14 protein-coding genes are annotated in these 16,703 nt (G+C 62.2%); 8 read left to right on the top strand and 6 right to left on the bottom strand.

Annotation, left to right across the window (positions count from 1 at the left end; translation table 11 throughout):
- Positions 1-319: 319 nt before the first annotated feature.
- On the bottom strand, positions 320-1,693 hold the full coding sequence (locus FTO74_RS02425; protein ID WP_162536714.1) for an OFA family MFS transporter: 1,374 nt from the start codon (positions 1,691-1,693) through the stop codon (positions 320-322).
- Positions 1,694-2,010: 317 nt separating this feature from the next.
- Between FTO74_RS02425 and acs the strand changes: the two genes are divergently transcribed.
- From acs to nusB, 4 genes are all read left to right on the top strand, one after another.
- Entirely contained in the window at positions 2,011-3,960 is a 1,950-nt protein-coding gene (acs, locus tag FTO74_RS02420) for an acetate--CoA ligase (protein ID WP_255462458.1), read from the top strand.
- A 216-nt stretch (positions 3,961-4,176) separates the two neighbouring features.
- Positions 4,177-4,404 carry a hypothetical protein gene (locus tag FTO74_RS02415; protein ID WP_162536713.1) on the top strand — a complete coding sequence of 76 codons (228 nt, stop codon included), beginning with the start codon at positions 4,177-4,179 and terminating at the stop codon, positions 4,402-4,404.
- A gap of 339 nt (positions 4,405-4,743) precedes the next feature.
- A complete protein-coding gene (gene ribH / locus FTO74_RS02410; protein ID WP_162536712.1) occupies positions 4,744-5,625 on the top strand; it encodes a 6,7-dimethyl-8-ribityllumazine synthase in 882 nt (293 codons plus the stop codon).
- Positions 5,625-6,047 (top strand): transcription antitermination factor NusB, encoded by a 423-nt coding sequence (gene nusB / locus FTO74_RS02405; RefSeq protein ID WP_162536711.1) that lies wholly within the window; start codon positions 5,625-5,627, stop codon positions 6,045-6,047. Before ribH ends, nusB begins: the two co-directional genes overlap by 1 nt.
- 118 nt (positions 6,048-6,165) lie before the next feature.
- On the opposite strand, the gene FTO74_RS02400 is transcribed toward nusB, so the two are convergent.
- Positions 6,166-8,514 (bottom strand): hypothetical protein, encoded by a 2,349-nt coding sequence (locus tag FTO74_RS02400; RefSeq protein WP_162536710.1) that lies wholly within the window; start codon positions 8,512-8,514, stop codon positions 6,166-6,168.
- A 361-nt stretch (positions 8,515-8,875) separates the two neighbouring features.
- Between FTO74_RS02400 and FTO74_RS02395 the strand changes: the two genes are divergently transcribed.
- Positions 8,876-9,454, top strand: a complete 579-nt coding sequence (locus FTO74_RS02395; protein ID WP_162536709.1) for a YetF domain-containing protein — start codon at positions 8,876-8,878, stop codon at positions 9,452-9,454.
- On the opposite strand, the gene FTO74_RS02390 is transcribed toward FTO74_RS02395, so the two are convergent.
- Positions 9,451-9,633, bottom strand: coding sequence for a hypothetical protein (locus FTO74_RS02390; protein ID WP_162536708.1), 183 nt, complete (start codon positions 9,631-9,633; stop codon positions 9,451-9,453). The genes FTO74_RS02395 and FTO74_RS02390 overlap by 4 nt on opposite strands.
- A gap of 135 nt (positions 9,634-9,768) precedes the next feature.
- Positions 9,769-10,746, bottom strand: a complete 978-nt coding sequence (galE, locus tag FTO74_RS02385; RefSeq protein WP_162536707.1) for a UDP-glucose 4-epimerase GalE — start codon at positions 10,744-10,746, stop codon at positions 9,769-9,771.
- A gap of 426 nt (positions 10,747-11,172) precedes the next feature.
- On the opposite strand from galE, the gene FTO74_RS02380 reads away from it, so the two are divergent.
- The 3 genes from FTO74_RS02380 (at position 11,173) to FTO74_RS02370 (ending at position 15,078) form a co-directional block, all read left to right on the top strand.
- Complete coding sequence (locus tag FTO74_RS02380; protein ID WP_162536706.1) at positions 11,173-12,267, top strand: energy transducer TonB; 1,095 nt, start codon at positions 11,173-11,175, stop codon at positions 12,265-12,267.
- A gap of 162 nt (positions 12,268-12,429) precedes the next feature.
- Complete coding sequence (locus FTO74_RS02375; protein ID WP_174242206.1) at positions 12,430-14,310, top strand: hypothetical protein; 1,881 nt, start codon at positions 12,430-12,432, stop codon at positions 14,308-14,310.
- A 174-nt stretch (positions 14,311-14,484) separates the two neighbouring features.
- Entirely contained in the window at positions 14,485-15,078 is a 594-nt protein-coding gene (locus FTO74_RS02370) for an outer membrane beta-barrel protein (protein ID WP_162536705.1), read from the top strand.
- A 205-nt stretch (positions 15,079-15,283) separates the two neighbouring features.
- Here the strand turns inward: FTO74_RS02370 and FTO74_RS02365 are convergent, their stop codons facing one another.
- Together FTO74_RS02365 and FTO74_RS02360 are read right to left on the bottom strand one after the other, a co-directional pair.
- A complete protein-coding gene (locus tag FTO74_RS02365) occupies positions 15,284-15,883 on the bottom strand; it encodes an outer membrane beta-barrel protein (protein ID WP_162536704.1) in 600 nt (199 codons plus the stop codon).
- A gap of 240 nt (positions 15,884-16,123) precedes the next feature.
- Positions 16,124-16,570: a hypothetical protein gene (locus FTO74_RS02360; RefSeq protein WP_162536703.1), complete on the bottom strand. Its 447-nt coding sequence runs from the start codon at positions 16,568-16,570 to the stop codon at positions 16,124-16,126.
- Between the last annotated feature and the right edge of the window lie 133 nt (positions 16,571-16,703).

Raw genomic sequence — 16,703 nt, 5'->3', positions numbered from 1 at the left:
CGCTACCAAAACCAATGGGGCCATGTCTCAAACCCGAGACATGGCCCCATTCTCTTTACCGTCGCCCGTTCTTTGCCCTTACCGCTGGGAGGACACAAAGATTCCTGCTGCCGACCAACGCGAGGCCGATGCTGCTGATCCCTCCCATACCGCTCCGAGAACGGTACGAAGTACCTCAGTGGAAGAGCTTCAACGCACTCTGCACGGTATAGTTCAAACCCCAGGCCGCAGGCACAATCACCAATATCCAGGCGGCCGCAATCAAGATCGGCGATGACTTCTTAACGTCTGCCATAACAATCCTCCTCGTACACGGGGATCAATGCCCCGCCCCCACCGGCTCCAGGTTCTGTTCCTTCATCCAATGCCGCTCCGCCACCGGCCGAACCAGCAGGTTAGCCACAAATCCGACGATCAGCAACGCCGCCATAATGTGCTGAATGATCGGATAAGCCTCCTGCTTGTTCAGATGATTCTCCACATAGTGGTCCAGAATCCCATTCACAATCAGCGGCCCGACAATTCCCGCAGTCGACCATGCCGTAAGCAGCCGCCCGTGAATCGCCGAGACGTTATACCCACCAAACAGATCCTTCAGGTAAGCCGGAATCGTCGCAAACCCACCCCCGTACATCGAGAGAATCACCGCCGCAACCCCCACAAACAGCGGCACCGAGTTCATATGATCCCCGCGCGTCAGCGGCAGCAGGAAGAACAGCCCCGTCCCCAGCACAAAGAAGATAAAGTAAGTCACCTTGCGCCCAAGGAAGTCCGACATCGACGCCCAGAAGAACCTTCCGGCCATGTTGAAGATGCTCAGCAGCCCCACAAACCCGCCCGCCGCCACCGGCCCCACCGACCCCTTGAAGAAGTCCTGAATCATCGGTGAAGCCTGCTCCAGAATCCCGATCCCGGCTGTCACGTTGGTAAACAAAATCACCCAAAGCAGCCAGAACTGCGGCGTCTTCCAAGCCTCCGTCACGGCCACATTGTGGGTCGAGATCAGCGCCGAGGTCTTGTTCTGCCCCGACCACCCCTCCGGCTTCCATCCCTCGCGCGGCACGCGGATCGTAAACACCCCGAACATCATAAAAAAGAAGTACAGCAGCCCCATCGTCACAAAGGTGTAGGGGATCGCAGGCTGCCCCGCCGCCTTGAAGTGCGCCATCAACTGCGTAGCCAGCGGCGATCCGATCATCGCGCCGCCGCCGAACCCCATAATGGCCAACCCCGTAGCCAGCCCCGGACGATCCGGAAACCACTTGATGAGCGTCGACACGGGCGAGATATACCCCAGCCCCAGCCCGATCCCGCCGATCACCCCATACCCCAGATAGATCAGCGTCAGGCTGTGCATACTGGCCCCGGCCGCGGCGATCCAGAACCCCGCGCCGAAGCAACAGGCGGCATAAAACATCGCCCGCCGCGGCCCGGCCTTCTCCAGCCAAGCCCCAAACAACGCCGCCGAGATCCCCAAAAACGCAATGGCAATGGAGAAGATGTACCCCACCGCCTTCAGGTTCCAGCTCGACCCATCCGCCGCGTGCAACGCCAGCAGTGGATTCTTGAAGACGGAGAACGAGTAAACCTGCCCGATGGAGAGGTGGATGGCCAGTGCGGCGGGGGGAACAAGCCAGCGGCTGTAGCCCTCTGGGGCGATGGAGCGGCTGCGGTCAAGAAAGGAAAGCGCCATGTCGGGGCTCCAGGTTACTCAGTCTTTGATTCATTGGCGACGCTCCGAGATACTTCGTCCGCCATCGAATTGTGCTCCCCTCTTCTACGGCAACCGGAGCAGCTTTGGCCAGCGATATTCCCTGATTCCGCAGCCCAAAGGTCATAACTCTTCGGGTTCATCCCCTTTCGATTCACGCCTTCGCCGAGCGCCATTTGCTCATCGTTGATGGCGTAGCGTACCTTTTTTGCGAGAACAATTCAGGGGAGACTCGTTTGCCGAAGAATGCAGAGCCCGCACACGTAGAAGCTGAACCGCACAACGAAAACATGCAATCCATGCTGCGCGAAAACCGCGTCTTTCCTCCTCCGGCGGAGTTTGCCGCCAAGGCCCACATTCAGAACCTCCCACAGTGGGAGGCCATGTACCGCCGCAGCGTCGAAGAGCCGGAGGCCTTCTGGGCCGACGCCGCCCGAGAGCTGGACTGGTTCACCCCCTGGACGACAGTCCTCGAAGGCACCATGGGCAACGCTACCTGGTTCAATGGCGGCCGCCTCAACCTCAGCCACAACTGCGTCGACCGCCACGCCCTCGGCTCGCGCCGCGACAAGATCGCGATCCTCTGGGAGGGCGAGCCCGGCGAGGTCCGCCGCCTCACCTACGGCGAGCTGCACGAGCAGGTACAGCGCTTCGCCAACGTCCTCCTCGGCCTCGGCATCCGCAAAGGCGACCGCGTCGCCGTCTACATGAGCATGTGCCCCGAGCTGGCCGTCGCGCTCCTCGCCTGCGCCCGCATCGGCGCAGTCCACTCCGTCGTCTTCGGAGGCTTCGCCGCCCACGCCCTCGTCGACCGCATCAACGACTCCGAGTGCGTCGCCGTCCTCACCCAGGACATCAGCTACCGCCGCGGCACCGAGATCACCCTCAAGGCCATCGTCGACGAGGCCGTCGTCCGCTGCCCCAGCATCCGCAACGTCATCGTCTACCGTCGCGACACGGTAGAGGGAGCACCGGTCACCAAAACCCAGACCACCATGCACCCCGGCCGCGACCACTGGTGGCACGACCTCATGGCCGCCGCCTCGCCCATCTGCCCGCCCGAACCGATGGACGCCGAAGACCCTCTCTTCATCCTCTACACCTCGGGCACCACGGGCACGCCCAAGGGCCTGGTCCACACCACCGGCGGCTACTCGGTCGGCAGCTACCTGACGACCAAGTACATCTTCGACATCCGCGACGAAGACGTCTACTTCTGCACCGCCGACATCGGCTGGATCACCGGCCACAGCTACGTCGTCTACGGCCCGCTGCAAAACGGCGCGACGGTCATGATCTATGAGGGCGCGCCCAACTGGCCCGAGCCGGACCGCTTCTGGAAGCTCATCGACAGCCACAAAATCTCCATCCTCTACACCGCCCCCACGGCCATCCGCGCCTTCATCAAGTGGGGCGACCACTGGGTCAAGCCTTACTCGCTGGCCTCCCTGCGCCTGCTCGGCACAGTAGGCGAGCCCATCAACCCCGAGGCCTGGATGTGGTATCACCGCGAGATCGGCCACGAGCGCTGCCCCATCGTCGACACCTGGTGGCAGACCGAGAACGGAGCCATCATGATTACGCCGATCCCCGGAGCCATCGCCACCAAGCCCGGCTCAGCCACAAGGCCCTTCTTCGGAATTGTGCCTGAAATTGTTACAAAAACGGGAGAGCCCGTCCCTGTTGGTCAAGGCGGCCTTCTGGTCATCCGCAAACCTTGGCCTTCGATGGCCCGGACGGTCTACGGCAACCCCGCCCGCTACCAGGCAGCCTACTTCGACCACATCCCCGGCTGCTACTTCACCGGCGACGGCGCACGTCAGGACGCCGACGGCTACTTCTGGATCATGGGCCGCGTCGACGATGTCATCAACGTCAGCGGCCACCGCCTGGGCACGATGGAGATCGAGTCGGCCCTGGTAGCCCACTCGAAGGTAGCGGAGGCCGCAGTAGTAGGCCGTCCCGACGACCTGAAGGGACAGGCCATTGCCGTCTTCGTCACGCTGGAAGAGGGCCACGAACCCACCGATGCATTGAAGCAGGAGCTGCGCCAGTGGGTAGCGAAAGAGATCGGAGCACTAGCCCGCCCTGACGACGTGCGCTTCACCCAGACTCTCCCCAAAACTCGCTCCGGCAAGATCATGCGCCGCCTCCTCCGCGAGCTGGCCACGACAGGCACGGTCACCGGCGACACCACCACCCTAGAAGACTTCGCCGTCATAGCCCGCCTCCGCAGCGACGAAGAGTAACTTGTAACCAAAGAAGTAACAAGAAAAAATGAGTAACCAATTAGGTGTCAAATAGGAATACCCCATGTCTCATCTCTGAGACATGGGGCCACCCACTACACCCTGTCCACACACCTTCCGAGTGCCCCACCCTCACGACGGCATCATCGCCGTTAGGGTAGGAAGGCACACAATCCCCCAGCCACGACCAGCCGTTGCTGCTGTTGTTGCCTGTCCTTGTTCCTGCTGTTGCTTGTCCTTGTTCTTGCTGTTGCCTGTACTTGTTCTTGCTGTTGCCTGTTTTCTTGGTTGTCATTCAGGAGCGAAGCGGAGGAATCTGCTTTTGCCGTTGCCGTTGCTGTTGCTTTTGCAGTTGTTGCTGTTTTTGCTGTTGCTGTTGTTTTTGCCGTTGCTGTTGTTTTTGCCGTTGCCGTTGCTGTTGCCTCTGGGATAGGTCCGGGTTAAAGCCCGGACCTACCAACCTACCCAGAAGCAAGCGGGCTTTACCCCCGAGGCATGTTTTCCTCACCCCACCCCAAAATCCTGCCGGACGAAAAGCGCTGAAGGCGCGTCCTATACCAGCCTAGGGCGAAGCCCTAGGTAACCGTATGAACCGGAACCCGAGGGCTGAAAGCCCGCCCTATCCCTGCCACAAACCTGTCCTGCCGGACGGCCCTCCTGCGCGGAGGGCGGTCACTTCGTGACTTCCACACTTGTCTCAGCGCCTCAAACACACACCGTTGGTGGGAAACAAAAGATATTGCGATGACACTCACTCCCCCGCCGTCTTCTACAATCAAACTTATGATTAAAGGAATAACCCTCGTCCAGCAGATCGCCGCACCTAACGAGCTCGACGAACTGACGAGCCTGTTTACTGCGCTTGGATTCGAACAAGGCAAGGGCTGGCAGAACGCCGAGGGCCGCGGCTCCGCCCTTCTCGCTCCCGTCGGCAACCTGGAGCTGGTCACCGGCCGCATCCCCTCCGTCCCCCCGGTTCTCATCGAGACCACCCAACTGGACCACCTCCATGCCACCCTCTCAAAGTGGCTGAGCGCCCGCTACCCGGCCGAAGAGGTCTCCACCCGCCTCTCCGTAGTTGAGGAGACCCACTGGAACTCGCGCCTCTTCACCGTTCGGCTTTCAAGCGGCCTCGAACTAGGCTTCTGGCAGTCGGAGAACCCCCTTCACGGCCAGCCCGACGCGCTCGAAGGTGACCTCTCCGCTGTAGGGATGAAGTTTGCGGTCATCACCACCCGCTGGAACACGGTCATCACCGACCGCCTGCTGCAAGGCTCGCTCGACTGCCTGCACCGCAGCGGCGCGGCCCGTGCCGACGTGCAAGTCGTTCGCGTCCCCGGAGCCTGGGAGATTCCCAACGCCGCCCGTACCCTGGCCGAGTCGAAGCAGTACGACGCCATCATCACCCTGGGCTGCCTTCTGCGCGGCGAGACCGCTCACTACGAGGCGATTTACAACGAAGTAGCCCGCGGCATCGGCCAATCCCAGCAGGAGACCGGCATCCCCCACGCCTTCGGCGTGCTCACCTGCGAAACACTCGAACAGGCGCTCGACCGTGCCGGACTCAAGGCGGGCAACAAGGGCTTCGAGGCCGCCAGCGCGGCCATCGAGATGGTGTCTATCCAGCGCAAACTAGGAAAGAAAGCGGCCGGGGTGGACGCATAATGGGCACCCGCCGCAAATCCCGCGAACTGACCATGCAGATGCTCTTCCAGGGCGATCTGGGCAAGCAGAACCCCAACGAAGTCCGCAAGCTCTTCTGGGCCTCCGTGACCGATGTAGATGAGGAAACTCGCGGCTTCGCCGAAGACCTCTACCGTCTGGCCACCTCGCGCCAGACCGAGATCGACGCCCTCATCGAGGGCCACGCGCAAAACTGGCGGCTGGAGCGTATGCCGGTGGTGGACCGCAGCCTGCTGCGAGGCGCTGTAGGCGAGATGCTCGGTTACCCCAAGACCCCGGCAGCGGTCATCATCAACGAGAGCCTCGAGATCGCCCGGAGGTATGCCGCGCCGGAGTCGATCCACTTCCTGAACGGGGTGCTCGATGCCATCGCCCGGGATCTGTTGAAGGCCCGGCTGGGGTAGTTCACCACGTTTTTCCGTGTCACCTGACCACGTTAGAACGACAAAACACCGTGTTCTACGGACCACAAAAAAGCCCCGCGACGGATCGTCGCGGGGCTTTTTCGTGGCTTGCAGCCGATTAGCTGGTGAGCTTGCGTGGCCGCTGTGCCAGCAGATTCGGCGTGGCAAAACCGCTGCCCGTGATGGAGGGAAGCAGAGGAGCCAGCGGAATCGGGATGCCGGTGGTGGAGGTGGAATCCGCGAATCCACTGGTTCCGCGGGTCAGAATGTGAATCAGGTTGTCGCCCGAGGTGCCGACGAAGACCAACTGGTTATCCGTGCTGATGACCGCAGCCACAGGAGCCGTGGCCGTACCGCTGAGCGTGATGTTGCTCAGCGTGGAGGTCGCGGGATCGTACTGCGGGATCACGCCGCCCGTGCCGGTATAGGTGACAAAGCCGTAGGCCGAGTCCGAGGTAGCGACGACGCCCGTGATGCTGTCGGCGGTGACGCCGGCCAGCGCGGGAGTGACCACGGTCTGCGGAGCGAAGGTGGGTGTGCCGGAGGTGGGGCAAGCTCCACGCGGAACGCTGACCTTGATATCGGCGAACTGGGTCGTGTTCGCGCTGAGGATGTGCTGGCCGTCGTTGGTTGCGGCTACGCCGTTCGACGTGACGCTGGTGGTGTCGGCGAGCGGGTAGAAGACGTTGGTCACGGTCTGGGCCACGCCGGTTCCGCTGCCGGGAGTGCTGTTGGGGCAGACCGTGCGCGCGGTCTCCGGCGCTCCGGCGAGGAAGACGCCGGAGTTGGGCACCGTGATGGCGAGGTCGCTGACGGCGGTGGTGGTTCCGGTCAGGTCGGTCAGGTTCCAGCCGGTGTAGGTGGAGTAGGTGAGCAGGTGGTTGTCGTTGGTGACGATGTAGACCGTGTTGCTGTCCGGCGTCCACTCGGCCTTGATGCCCACGGCTCCGTACTGGGTGGCGACACTGCCCGAGGAGTTATAGAGGTAGGTCAGCTTGCGGACAGGGTCGGAGATGACGACGACAGCGTTGTTGGGCGAGACGGCGAGCACCGAGCCTGAGACCGTGTTGTTCTCGCTGGTCAGGGCTGTGGTGGCGGCGTTCATCACCATCAGCTCGGTCGTTGAGCCCATGTAGAGGGTCGTCAGGTCCTGGCTGAGCACCATGGAGTTGGGCGCAAAGGGCAGGCGCACCGGGGTTCCGGCGTTCTGGTTAGTGAAGTCGACCGGCAGGATGTACTGGGAGTCGGTGCTGCCGACATAGAGTACAGAGCTGCTGGTGCCGGGGGTGTTGATCGTCAGCGGGTTCGAGGTGACCGGAAGACCGTTGCCGAAGAGGCCGATCTGGTTGAACGGCGCGGTGTTGCAGGCCGGGGGCTGGCAGAGGGCCGTGACGGCCGCCGCACCGGGGAAGGCCGGGGTAGCGACGGCTCCGGCGATGGGAATAATGGTCGGAGCGGTGGAGACATACTCCAGGCTCACGTTGGTCATGGGGTTGTTGTTGGTGTCGACCACCGTGGACACAACCTGCTGCGGATTGTTCTGGTTGACGTTGATGCTGGAGCCGGTCGCGCCGGGGTAGGCGAGCGTGATGGTCTTGGGCGGGCAGGTGGAGAAGAATCCGGCCGAGCTGGAGGAGTCCGACGTCGAGGCGTTGATGACGACCGAGCCGGGCTGGCCCGCGGTCGCCTGGCCGACCTGGTTGATGGTGACGATGTTCGAGGCCGTGACCGTGGAGCCCGTGGTCGTGGACTGGGCCGAGAAGGTGAGCGGGCCTACAAGGCAGCTAATGTTGTTGGACGAGAGGCCGGTGTTGCTGCCCTTGTAGACGCGGGCGGCGAGCTGAACGATCGCCCCCTGGGAGACGCAACTGGTCTCGTTGTAGTTGGGGAAGCCCGAGGAGGAGACGGCGGCGGTGCTGCAGCCGTTGGTCTGGGTGGGATCGAGGGCGCAGTTACTGGCCGGATCTGTGACGCAGTTAGTCGAGGGCAGGCCGAGGATGATGCTGGTGACGATGGGGTGTACGTAGACGGCGAGCGGGTTGCTGGTGACGCCGTCGGCCGTGGCGGTGACGTAGGTGGTCCCGGTCAGGTTGTTGGGGATGCAGGTGGTGTAGTCGGGGATGGCGCCGCCGGTGTTGCGGTTCCAGGTACCGGCGCAGAGACGGCCGGTGGTGGGCTGGACGTCGACGAGGGCCTGGTTCTGGGTACCGTAGGTGAAGCTGCTGACCGAGACGTTGCTGCCTTTGCAGTCGGCCCCGGTGGGCGTGGAGATCTGCCCGATCTCACCCTGATTGAGCGAGATGCCGGTGAGTCGGGGCTGGAGCGTCAGGAGGGTTAGCTGCCCCACCACCAGACCGGCGCTGCCGTTGCAAAAAGTGACGGCAGTTTTCTTGCCACAACCGGCGATGGATGCTCCAAAGGGGAGCGTGAAAAGGAGCAGTATAGCTAACGTAACGAAACGACGCATCGAACCTCCCCGTGCTGCCCGGCGAATGCTGTGTAGACGGATCCGCCTGCAGAACGGTAACTGCCAATAATAAACTGAGCTTTCGCAGCCCTTAGTCTAAAAGCTAGGGTCAGCATAAGCAAATAGCACTTCGGCACTTCGTGCGGTTCTCGGGGCAGTGTGGGGAAATCAAAGGCTTAAGGCCTCCCGCTTCAACGCCTTTCGAATGGCAACAAGAGAACAGGCAACGACAACGGCGCCCTTGCGCCGGGCGGGCGGCACTTCGTACGGTTCTCGGCGCTTCGCGTGAGAGACGACGACGTAATATGTCGGTACACCTCGCTCCCAGGAGAGAGGCGGAGGAAGCCCTTTGATCCAAAGCATGTCTCAGAGCATGTTCCAGATGCAGTTGCCGCTCCTTGAGAAGATCGTGCGCCCCATGATCGTGTACGTCGTGCTGATCTTCTTCCTGCGGCTCTTCGGCAAACGGGAGCTGGCGCAGCTCAATCCGTTTGACCTGGTGGTGCTGCTGAGCCTCTCGAATACCGTGCAGAACGCCATCATCGGAAACGATAACTCCGTGAGCGGAGGCATCATCGGGGCGTTCTCTTTGCTGACCGTCAACTGGGTTCTCTCCCGAATCCTCTTCCGGCTGCCGCGGTTAAACCAGGCGCTCGAAGGCACGTCCACGACGCTCATCGTCGATGGCCGCGTGGACGAGGCGGCGCTGAAGCGCGAGGCCCTGACCGAGACGGAGCTGCTCTCGGTGTTGCACAGGCAGAGCTTCGATCACTTCCACGAGGTGCGGCGGTGCGTGCTGGAGCCGAGCGGTACGTTTTACGTGGAGGGGATACAACCCTCGCCCGAAGAGGCTCAGAACACCGAGATACTGGAGTCGCTGGCGCGGCTAACGCGCGAGATCGAAGACCTGAGGGCAGAGCTTACGGGCAAGAAGGGCTAGGAGTGCGCGGCACGGGCCAGCTCTTTGGTGAGCCGCTCCGGAGCTACCGGCAATAGCTGATCCTTCAGCGCGGCGCGGTAGCCGCCCATGTAGATCGAGTACATGACGGCAAGCGCGCAACCGACGCCGAAGGCGAAGCCGAGAAAGAAACCGATCGCTGCTGGCCAGTAGAAACCCATGATGATGCCATTTTACTCCGGCCAGAAATAGGGTTACACGCGCAGCGTCGAGAACCGCGTGAAGTGCCGCCCGTCCGGCATTAGGCTTTTGTCGCTGTCTTCAACAACAAAAGCCTAATGCCGGGTGGGATTGAATTAGCGGGCGTCCCGCTGGTGCCACTTCCAGGCGCTGGCGATGATGGCGTCCAGCTCGGCGAACTTCGGCTTCCAGCCCAGCTCGCGCTTGATCTTCTCCGATCCGGCCACCAGCACCGCCGGGTCGCCGGGGCGGCGGTCGCAGACCTCGACCGGGATCGGACGGCCGGTGACGCGCTTGACCGACTCGATGACCTCGAGCACGGTGAAGCCCTCGCCGTTGCCGATGTTGTAGACCAGCCCGTTCGCTCCCTCGGGCGTGTTCAGGGCCGCCAGCGCCAGCAGGTGAGCCTCGGCGAGGTCTTGAACGTGGATGTAGTCGCGGATGCAGGTGCCGTCCTTGGTGGGGTAGTCCTGGCCGAAGATCTTGATCTGCGCCCGCTTGCCCAGAGCCACGTCGAGGATCAGGGGGATGAGGTGCGACTCGGGCTCGTGGTTCTCGCCGTAGCCGTCGATGGCTCCGGCGACGTTGAAGTAGCGCAGGCTGGCGTAGCGGAGACCGCGCTGCGTGTTCATCCAGCGGAGCATGTGCTCGACCAGCAGCTTGCTCTCGCCGTAGGCGTTGGTGGGGGCGAGTTTGGCGTCCTCGAGGATCGGGGTCTTCTCCGGCTCGCCGTAGCAGGCGGCGGTGGAGCTGAAGACGATGCGGTTCTGGCCGGTGGCCTGCATGGCCTCGAGCAGGGTGAGCGTGCCCGCGGTGTTGTTGCGGAAGTAGATCTCGGGCTTCTGCATGCTCTCGCCCGCCTCGATGAGCGCGGCGAAGTGCATGACGCCGTCGAAGGGAGCGCCGGAGAGGGTCTTTTCGAGCAGGGCGCGGTCGGCGAGGTCGCCTTCGACCAGCGTTACTCCCTGGGCCAGGGCGGTGCGGCGGCTGTGGCAGAAGCTGTCGTAGACCGTGACCGAGTGCCCTTGGGCGAGCAAAAGCCGACAGAGCGTGCCGCCGATGTAGCCGGCGCCTCCCGTTACAAGAATATTCATCAAGATATCTCCGGAAACTTTCTGGACCCCTTTTGGAATCCCTTTTTGGGTCGTGCGCAACCAAAGTATAAGTGCAGCGTGCGAAACCTCCCTCTCTCTGGCACACTTAGACTCAGAAAACGGACGAACAAGTCGATAGGGAGAGCAGCAGCATCCTTGTTCAGGTCAAAGATTTCATTAGGTTTTTCATATTTGCCAACATGCAATTATGAATTCGGCATCTAAAAACAAATAAGATCAATACACATAGAGTGTGATTCGTTCTAAAGTCCTTGCCTCACTGCTTCCCCTGTCTCGCTGCTCGACGACCCGACCTGCCGAAGTTTTTATCAGCGCTGCTGTATAGCTCTATGTTCGGTAGCTCCACTTTCTCTTTTTTCACACAGGGCCTGCTTGCACCAGGACCTTCAGCAAGGATCCGGATCGATGGCGAAACCGCTCCAGAGTGAAGAACATGTCCAGGCCGAGAACAAACAGTTCTCCCATTTTGGCGTGCTCAATACAGGCAGTCAGGGCAAGGGATCGCTCGTTACCTCCATCACGATCAATGTGATCCTGGCGATCATCGCGATCATTATTGGAGCCGCCGCCAAGGTAACGATCGACAAGACCCAGAAGGTCACCGAGCTGGTGGCGCCGCCGTTGCCCAAGCCGCCGGTCGAGCTGCCCAGGCCTCCCAAGTTCATCCGCCAGCCGCCACCGCCCGTCATCAAGCCGGTCGAGCCCAAGATCACGCTGCCTGAGGTAAAGATCGAGGCTCCCAAGCCCGTGCCGGTGCCCAAGGTGGAGCGGCCGCAGCCCGCGGTGGCTCCCGCGCCGCCGAAGCCCGTGGTCGCGGCAGCGGCTCCCAAGCCCACCACCGTGAATCTGGGACGGTCCGCCGCCGTGGTCAATAACTCGCCGCACCCTGCCCCTGTGGCGCTGGGACAGGCTAATAACCCCATTGCACCATCCAACCGGCCCGCTACTGCCTCGGTTGACCTGGGCCAGCGCGGCCTGGCCGGGATGCCTGCCGGGAATACCGGCACGGGACCGGCGTCCACCAAGGTGCAGCTCGGATCGGGCCAGCCCGGAGGATCGGTTGCCGGTGGAGGGGCGCGGGCGATTCAGGGCGTCAAGCTGGGCGGCGTGACCGGGGGCACCGGCACCGCGCCGGGCAACGGAGTGGGCACGCGTCCGGCTACCGTGCAGTTGGGACAGGCTGCGGCCGCGCCGCAGGTGAGGTCGGTTACCGCCTCCGCGCCCGCCAGCACCGCGCCGAAGGTGCTCTATAAGCCCAAGCCCGCGTATACACCTGAAGCCACCGCGATGCACCTCGAAGGTGTCGTCTCGGTCCGCATTCACGTCTCGGCAGCGGGCGCTATCCAGATTTTGGGCGTCACCAGCGGCCTCGGCCACGGTCTCGACCAGTCCGCCGAACGAGCGGTCACGGGGATGCGTTTCCAGCCCGCGACCGACGCCTCGGGACATCCTGTGGACTGGGAGGGCATCGTCAATATCACCTTCCAGATGGCCAATTGACCTGCCGAAATCGTGTTCTGTCTCAACTTTATGTCTCGTTCTGTCTTAGCGTTGCGTCTTAGTAGTAAGAGTTCGGCATCTAAGTAGTATCGAGTTATGACTAATATCCGCCCTTCTTTTCGGGCGTTCGCCGGTATCGAAAAACACAGGAGCTCGTACAACATGATCTCAATCAAGAAGGCAATCGCAGGACTCTCGATGGTAGTCCTCCTAGCCTCCGCACTCCCTGCCCACGCGGCAGGCATCGACCTGTTCAAAAAGAAGAAGGACAACGCACTCGACGGCCGCAAGCTGACCCCGGCCCAGAATGCCCTGATCGACAAGTCGATCGCGCGCGAAAAAGAGGTCATCAAGGTCGTCAGGGAGCGGGCTCCGCTGGTGGAGACGTACATCCAGAACATGAAGCCCGATGCGGTGATGCTGCAGGCACCGGAGTCGGACCAGCACTTCCTGGGCCGGGTCGAGTTCGGCAAGGTGATCGGCGACGATAGCTACAAGGCCGGTCCGAAGGCGGGCGACAAGGGCAGCAAGGGCGGGTTCTTCAAGAACTCGCTGGGATTCCTGGGGGGGCTGGGCGGGTCGCTGCACCTGCAGTTCAACCAGGTCGGCTTCGTCCAGATGATCCTGATGGACTCGAACGGGTTCGACCGTCAGCACTACCAGTTCGCCTTTGTGCGCAATGACTTTCTGGGCAATGTGCCCACCTCGGTCTTCGATGTAACGCCCGCCAACGGCAAGAAGGATCTGGGCCGCTTCTTCGGACGTATCTGGATCGAGAACCATAACGGCAATGTCGTCCGCTTCAACGGTGACTTCGACGGCTCCGATAAGGACCACGCGGAGTTCTACCACTTCGATAGCTGGCGCACGAACGTGCAGCCCGACCTGTGGCTGCCGACCTCGGTGTACGTTGAGGAGAGCGACCCGCGCAGCCGGACCAACACGCTGAAGTTCAAGGCGATCAACTACGTTTGGGGCTACCAACTGAAGGTTCCGGCGGGCGATGCGGAGAACACCTCGGTCGACGTGGTGGGGGCTACCGACGTCTCGAACGACGCGCAGGATGTAAGCCCGCTGGGGGCGCAGCGCGCCTTCATCAAGCAGGCAGAGGACAATGTCGTCGAGCGCCTGTTCCAGGCCGGTCTGCTGGATGCGCCCAGCGACTTCGACAAGACGCTCGAGGCTCTGGCGAACAACATCCTCGCCTATAACAACATCGCCATCGGCGGCCAGATCCGCGTGCGTACGCTGCTGACCGAGCCGCTGGAGTCGCTGGCTATCGGCAACACGATCATTCTTTCGAAGAGCCTGATCGACACCACTGCGGTCATTACGCAGGACGGCGCGCAGCAGATGGGCAACCTGAACGCGCTGCTGGCCTTCCAGCTCGCGCATATCGTCAGCGGCCACCGGCTGGACACCAAGTATGCCTTCAATGACCGGCTGCTCTTCCCGGATAACTCGGCGTTCAAGCGCATCCCCATGCACCACACGGATGCCGACAACACCGAGGCCGCCAAGAAGGCCCTGGAGCTACTGAACGCCAAGGAGCTGGTGGACGGGCAGCAGTACTTCGGCCTGTACCTGCAGCAGTTGGCGCAGCGGACCAAGGCCCTGAAGGCCCTGAACGAGCCGATGCTCGGCGATGCGCTGGTAAAGAGCGACACCGACCCCACCTTCTGGATGCAGGCGATGGTGGCCAAGGGCACCAAGCTCGACGTGAAGGACATCAAGCAGCAGGCCGCTATGCCGCTGGCCAGCTTCCTGCGCTTCGATCCCTGGAGCGACCGGGTGATTACCATGCACACCGCCTTTGAGCCGATCCTGAACGCACGCGACAAGATGCCGTTCGAGGTGACGCCGGTGTACATGAAGCTCGGCTACTACAAGGAAGCAGCCGCGCCGACCGCCGTCCCCGGCGCTGTTGGTCCGGCTACTCCGGCTGATAACGCTGCTCCGGCTCCGGCCAACGCGGCCCCGGCCGCACCGGCTCCTGACGCGGCTCCGGCGGCCGCTACGCCGCCTCCGGCTCTTCAGCAGTAGTCCAGCAGTACCCTTCCCGAAACGGGGCAGACCGCACTCCGGTCTGTCCCGTTTTTTCTTGTGCATATCACTTTTTAGAGATGTCGACGCGCTTTCTGTCGATGAGTACACCGTGAAGCGGAATCCCCGGCGCAGACCACCTGCCTGCCGCCTCCTGACCCACGGAGTTCTCTTTTGCGAAATCGCCTGCGCGTCGTCTTCCTTGTATCCGCAGCCCTGGCCAGCTCGGCCACCATACTTCAGGCCCAGGCCAGAGCTGCCGCCTCGCGCCTGGGGGACCTGCAGATCGGCGGCGGCTTCACCCTGGCCGACTCCGACTACGACCGGCCCAGGTTTATTGGTGCGGCGGTTTATATTGACTTCGATCCGGACCGTCGCTGGGGCATCGAGCTGGCGTTGCACCAGGTGCATACGACCTCGAACGCCAAGTACACCAGCGACCTTTACGAACGTACCTATGAGGTTGGGGGCCGGTATCTGCTGCGTCGCTATGGCAGGCTGGTTCCCTACGCCAAGGGGATGGTCGGGCGCGGCGTCTTCAACTACCCGCTGGTCTACGTTACGCCCACGAAGCTGACCGCCGAGGCCAACGAGGCTTATAACCTGCTGGCCGGGGGTGGCGGGGGGGACTATCGGCTGACGCGCCATGTTCATCTGCGGGCGGAGTACGAGTATCAGCAATGGTTTAGGTTTCCGCCACATGGGCTTAGCCCGCAGATGATTACGTTTGGGGCGGCTTATCACTTTGCGGGGGAGCTGAGCCGGTAAGAGGAGGCTTGTTGTTACGCGAAGCGTCCAAGATCGCACGAAGTGCCGCCCGCCCGGCGTAAGGTCGCTTTTGCCTTTGTGGAGGGGCATATCTCGGGGGCTAAAGCCCGGACCTACCCCAGAAGCAACAGCAAAGGATTCCAAGCAATAGCAAAGGGCTTCGGATTACTCCGAAGCCCTTTATTTTCTGCAGAAACCGATCTGGCTAGAAGTGGTACGCCACGCCGAGAGCCGGGGTCATGATCACGTTATAGCGGTTGGTCTTGAAGTCGTCCACGAAGTTCGGCGACTTGACGAAGAAGCCGCGGAATTCGGCGCGCACGTCGAAGCTGGGGCTGATCTCGTAAGCCACACCACCGCCGAAGAGGCCGCCGATGTTCGAGTTCCGCTTCGCGTCCAGGCGGCCCGTACCAAAGTCCTTGATCGGCGAAAAGAACATGACGCCCGGTCCGACTTCGAGGAAGGGGCTGTACTTGTGGAAGTTCAGGCTGTACACGTAGGCCGCCGAGAACTCCTGCTGCATGGTGTGGATAGGAATGAACACCTGCAGACCGGCGTACTGGTAGTAGTTCGTGTTCTGCGCCCAGGAGTAGTTCAGTTCGAGCGCGCTGTGCGGCGTCAGCATGTAGCGGTAGCTGCCCAGCACGCCGGCGGTGTTCGAGATCACCTGCGCCACCGGAGTATTTCCATGGACGCCCGGCGTAATCACGTCAATTCCGCTGATACTTGCATCCTGCCGGCTCTCTTGCGCGAATCCGGCCACGGCCGACAACACCAGTACGGCCAACACCATCGTCTTCTTCATTCTTGGTCAAACCCTTTCGAAGTCAAGCGACCGTCTGTCGGTCATCAGGCGTCGCACTCACTCTGTCGCGGAACGGCGAGGCCACTGCTTCCGATTGTACCCGTTACTCCCCCTTAGACGTACGCGACACGGCGAAAGAACCGCAGAAACACGGCGGGCCGACCCCGAAAATCTGGGGTTGCGGCCCGGTTATGAGGAGTTTAGGGGCTTTTGGGGCTACTGGGAGGGGTATCGACCCGGTTACAGTTGCGGGGGTGGGCCGCCCTCGCCGCCGCGACGCTGCTGCATCCGCGCCTGCATGGCGTCGAACTTGGTCTTCTGGTCGTCGGTCAGGGTCGCGCGGATCTTGGCCTGGGTGGACTGGCGGATGCTCATCATCTGCGAGCGCCGGTCGCCCTGGGCGTCGCCGCCGCCGTTCCGCAGAGCCGACATCTGCTGGCTCTCGGTGTCCAGAAGGGCCTTGACCTGGGTGACCTGGTCGGGTGAGAGGCTCAACTGCCTGGTCATCATGTCGAGACGGCGCTGCTCCATCTCGGCCGGGTTGCGACGGCCGCCACGGCCCTGCTGCTGATCGTCCTGCTGGGCCGCGGGCGCGCCGGATGCGTCCTGCGCCAGCATGGGCACTACGCCCGCCGTGGCCACGCAACAGGCCAGCACTGCAATCCGCATCTTCGTTGCCAACTTCATGCGATCTGTCATCTTCAAGTCCCCGCTTTCGTATCCTGCTCCGATGCTGCGCCTGTCTCGGCCGGATAGGAAAATCCCCGGCCCTGCTTTCTCCTGTAGAGACGTGTTCTCTGGGGAAAAGTTCCGGGTTGGG

The sequence above is a fragment of the Granulicella sp. WH15 genome, assembly GCF_009914315.1.
Classification (GTDB): Bacteria; Acidobacteriota; Terriglobia; order Terriglobales; family Acidobacteriaceae; genus Edaphobacter.
Note: the sequence above shows the minus strand (reverse complement) of the source record. Positions and strands in the feature narration are given on the sequence as shown.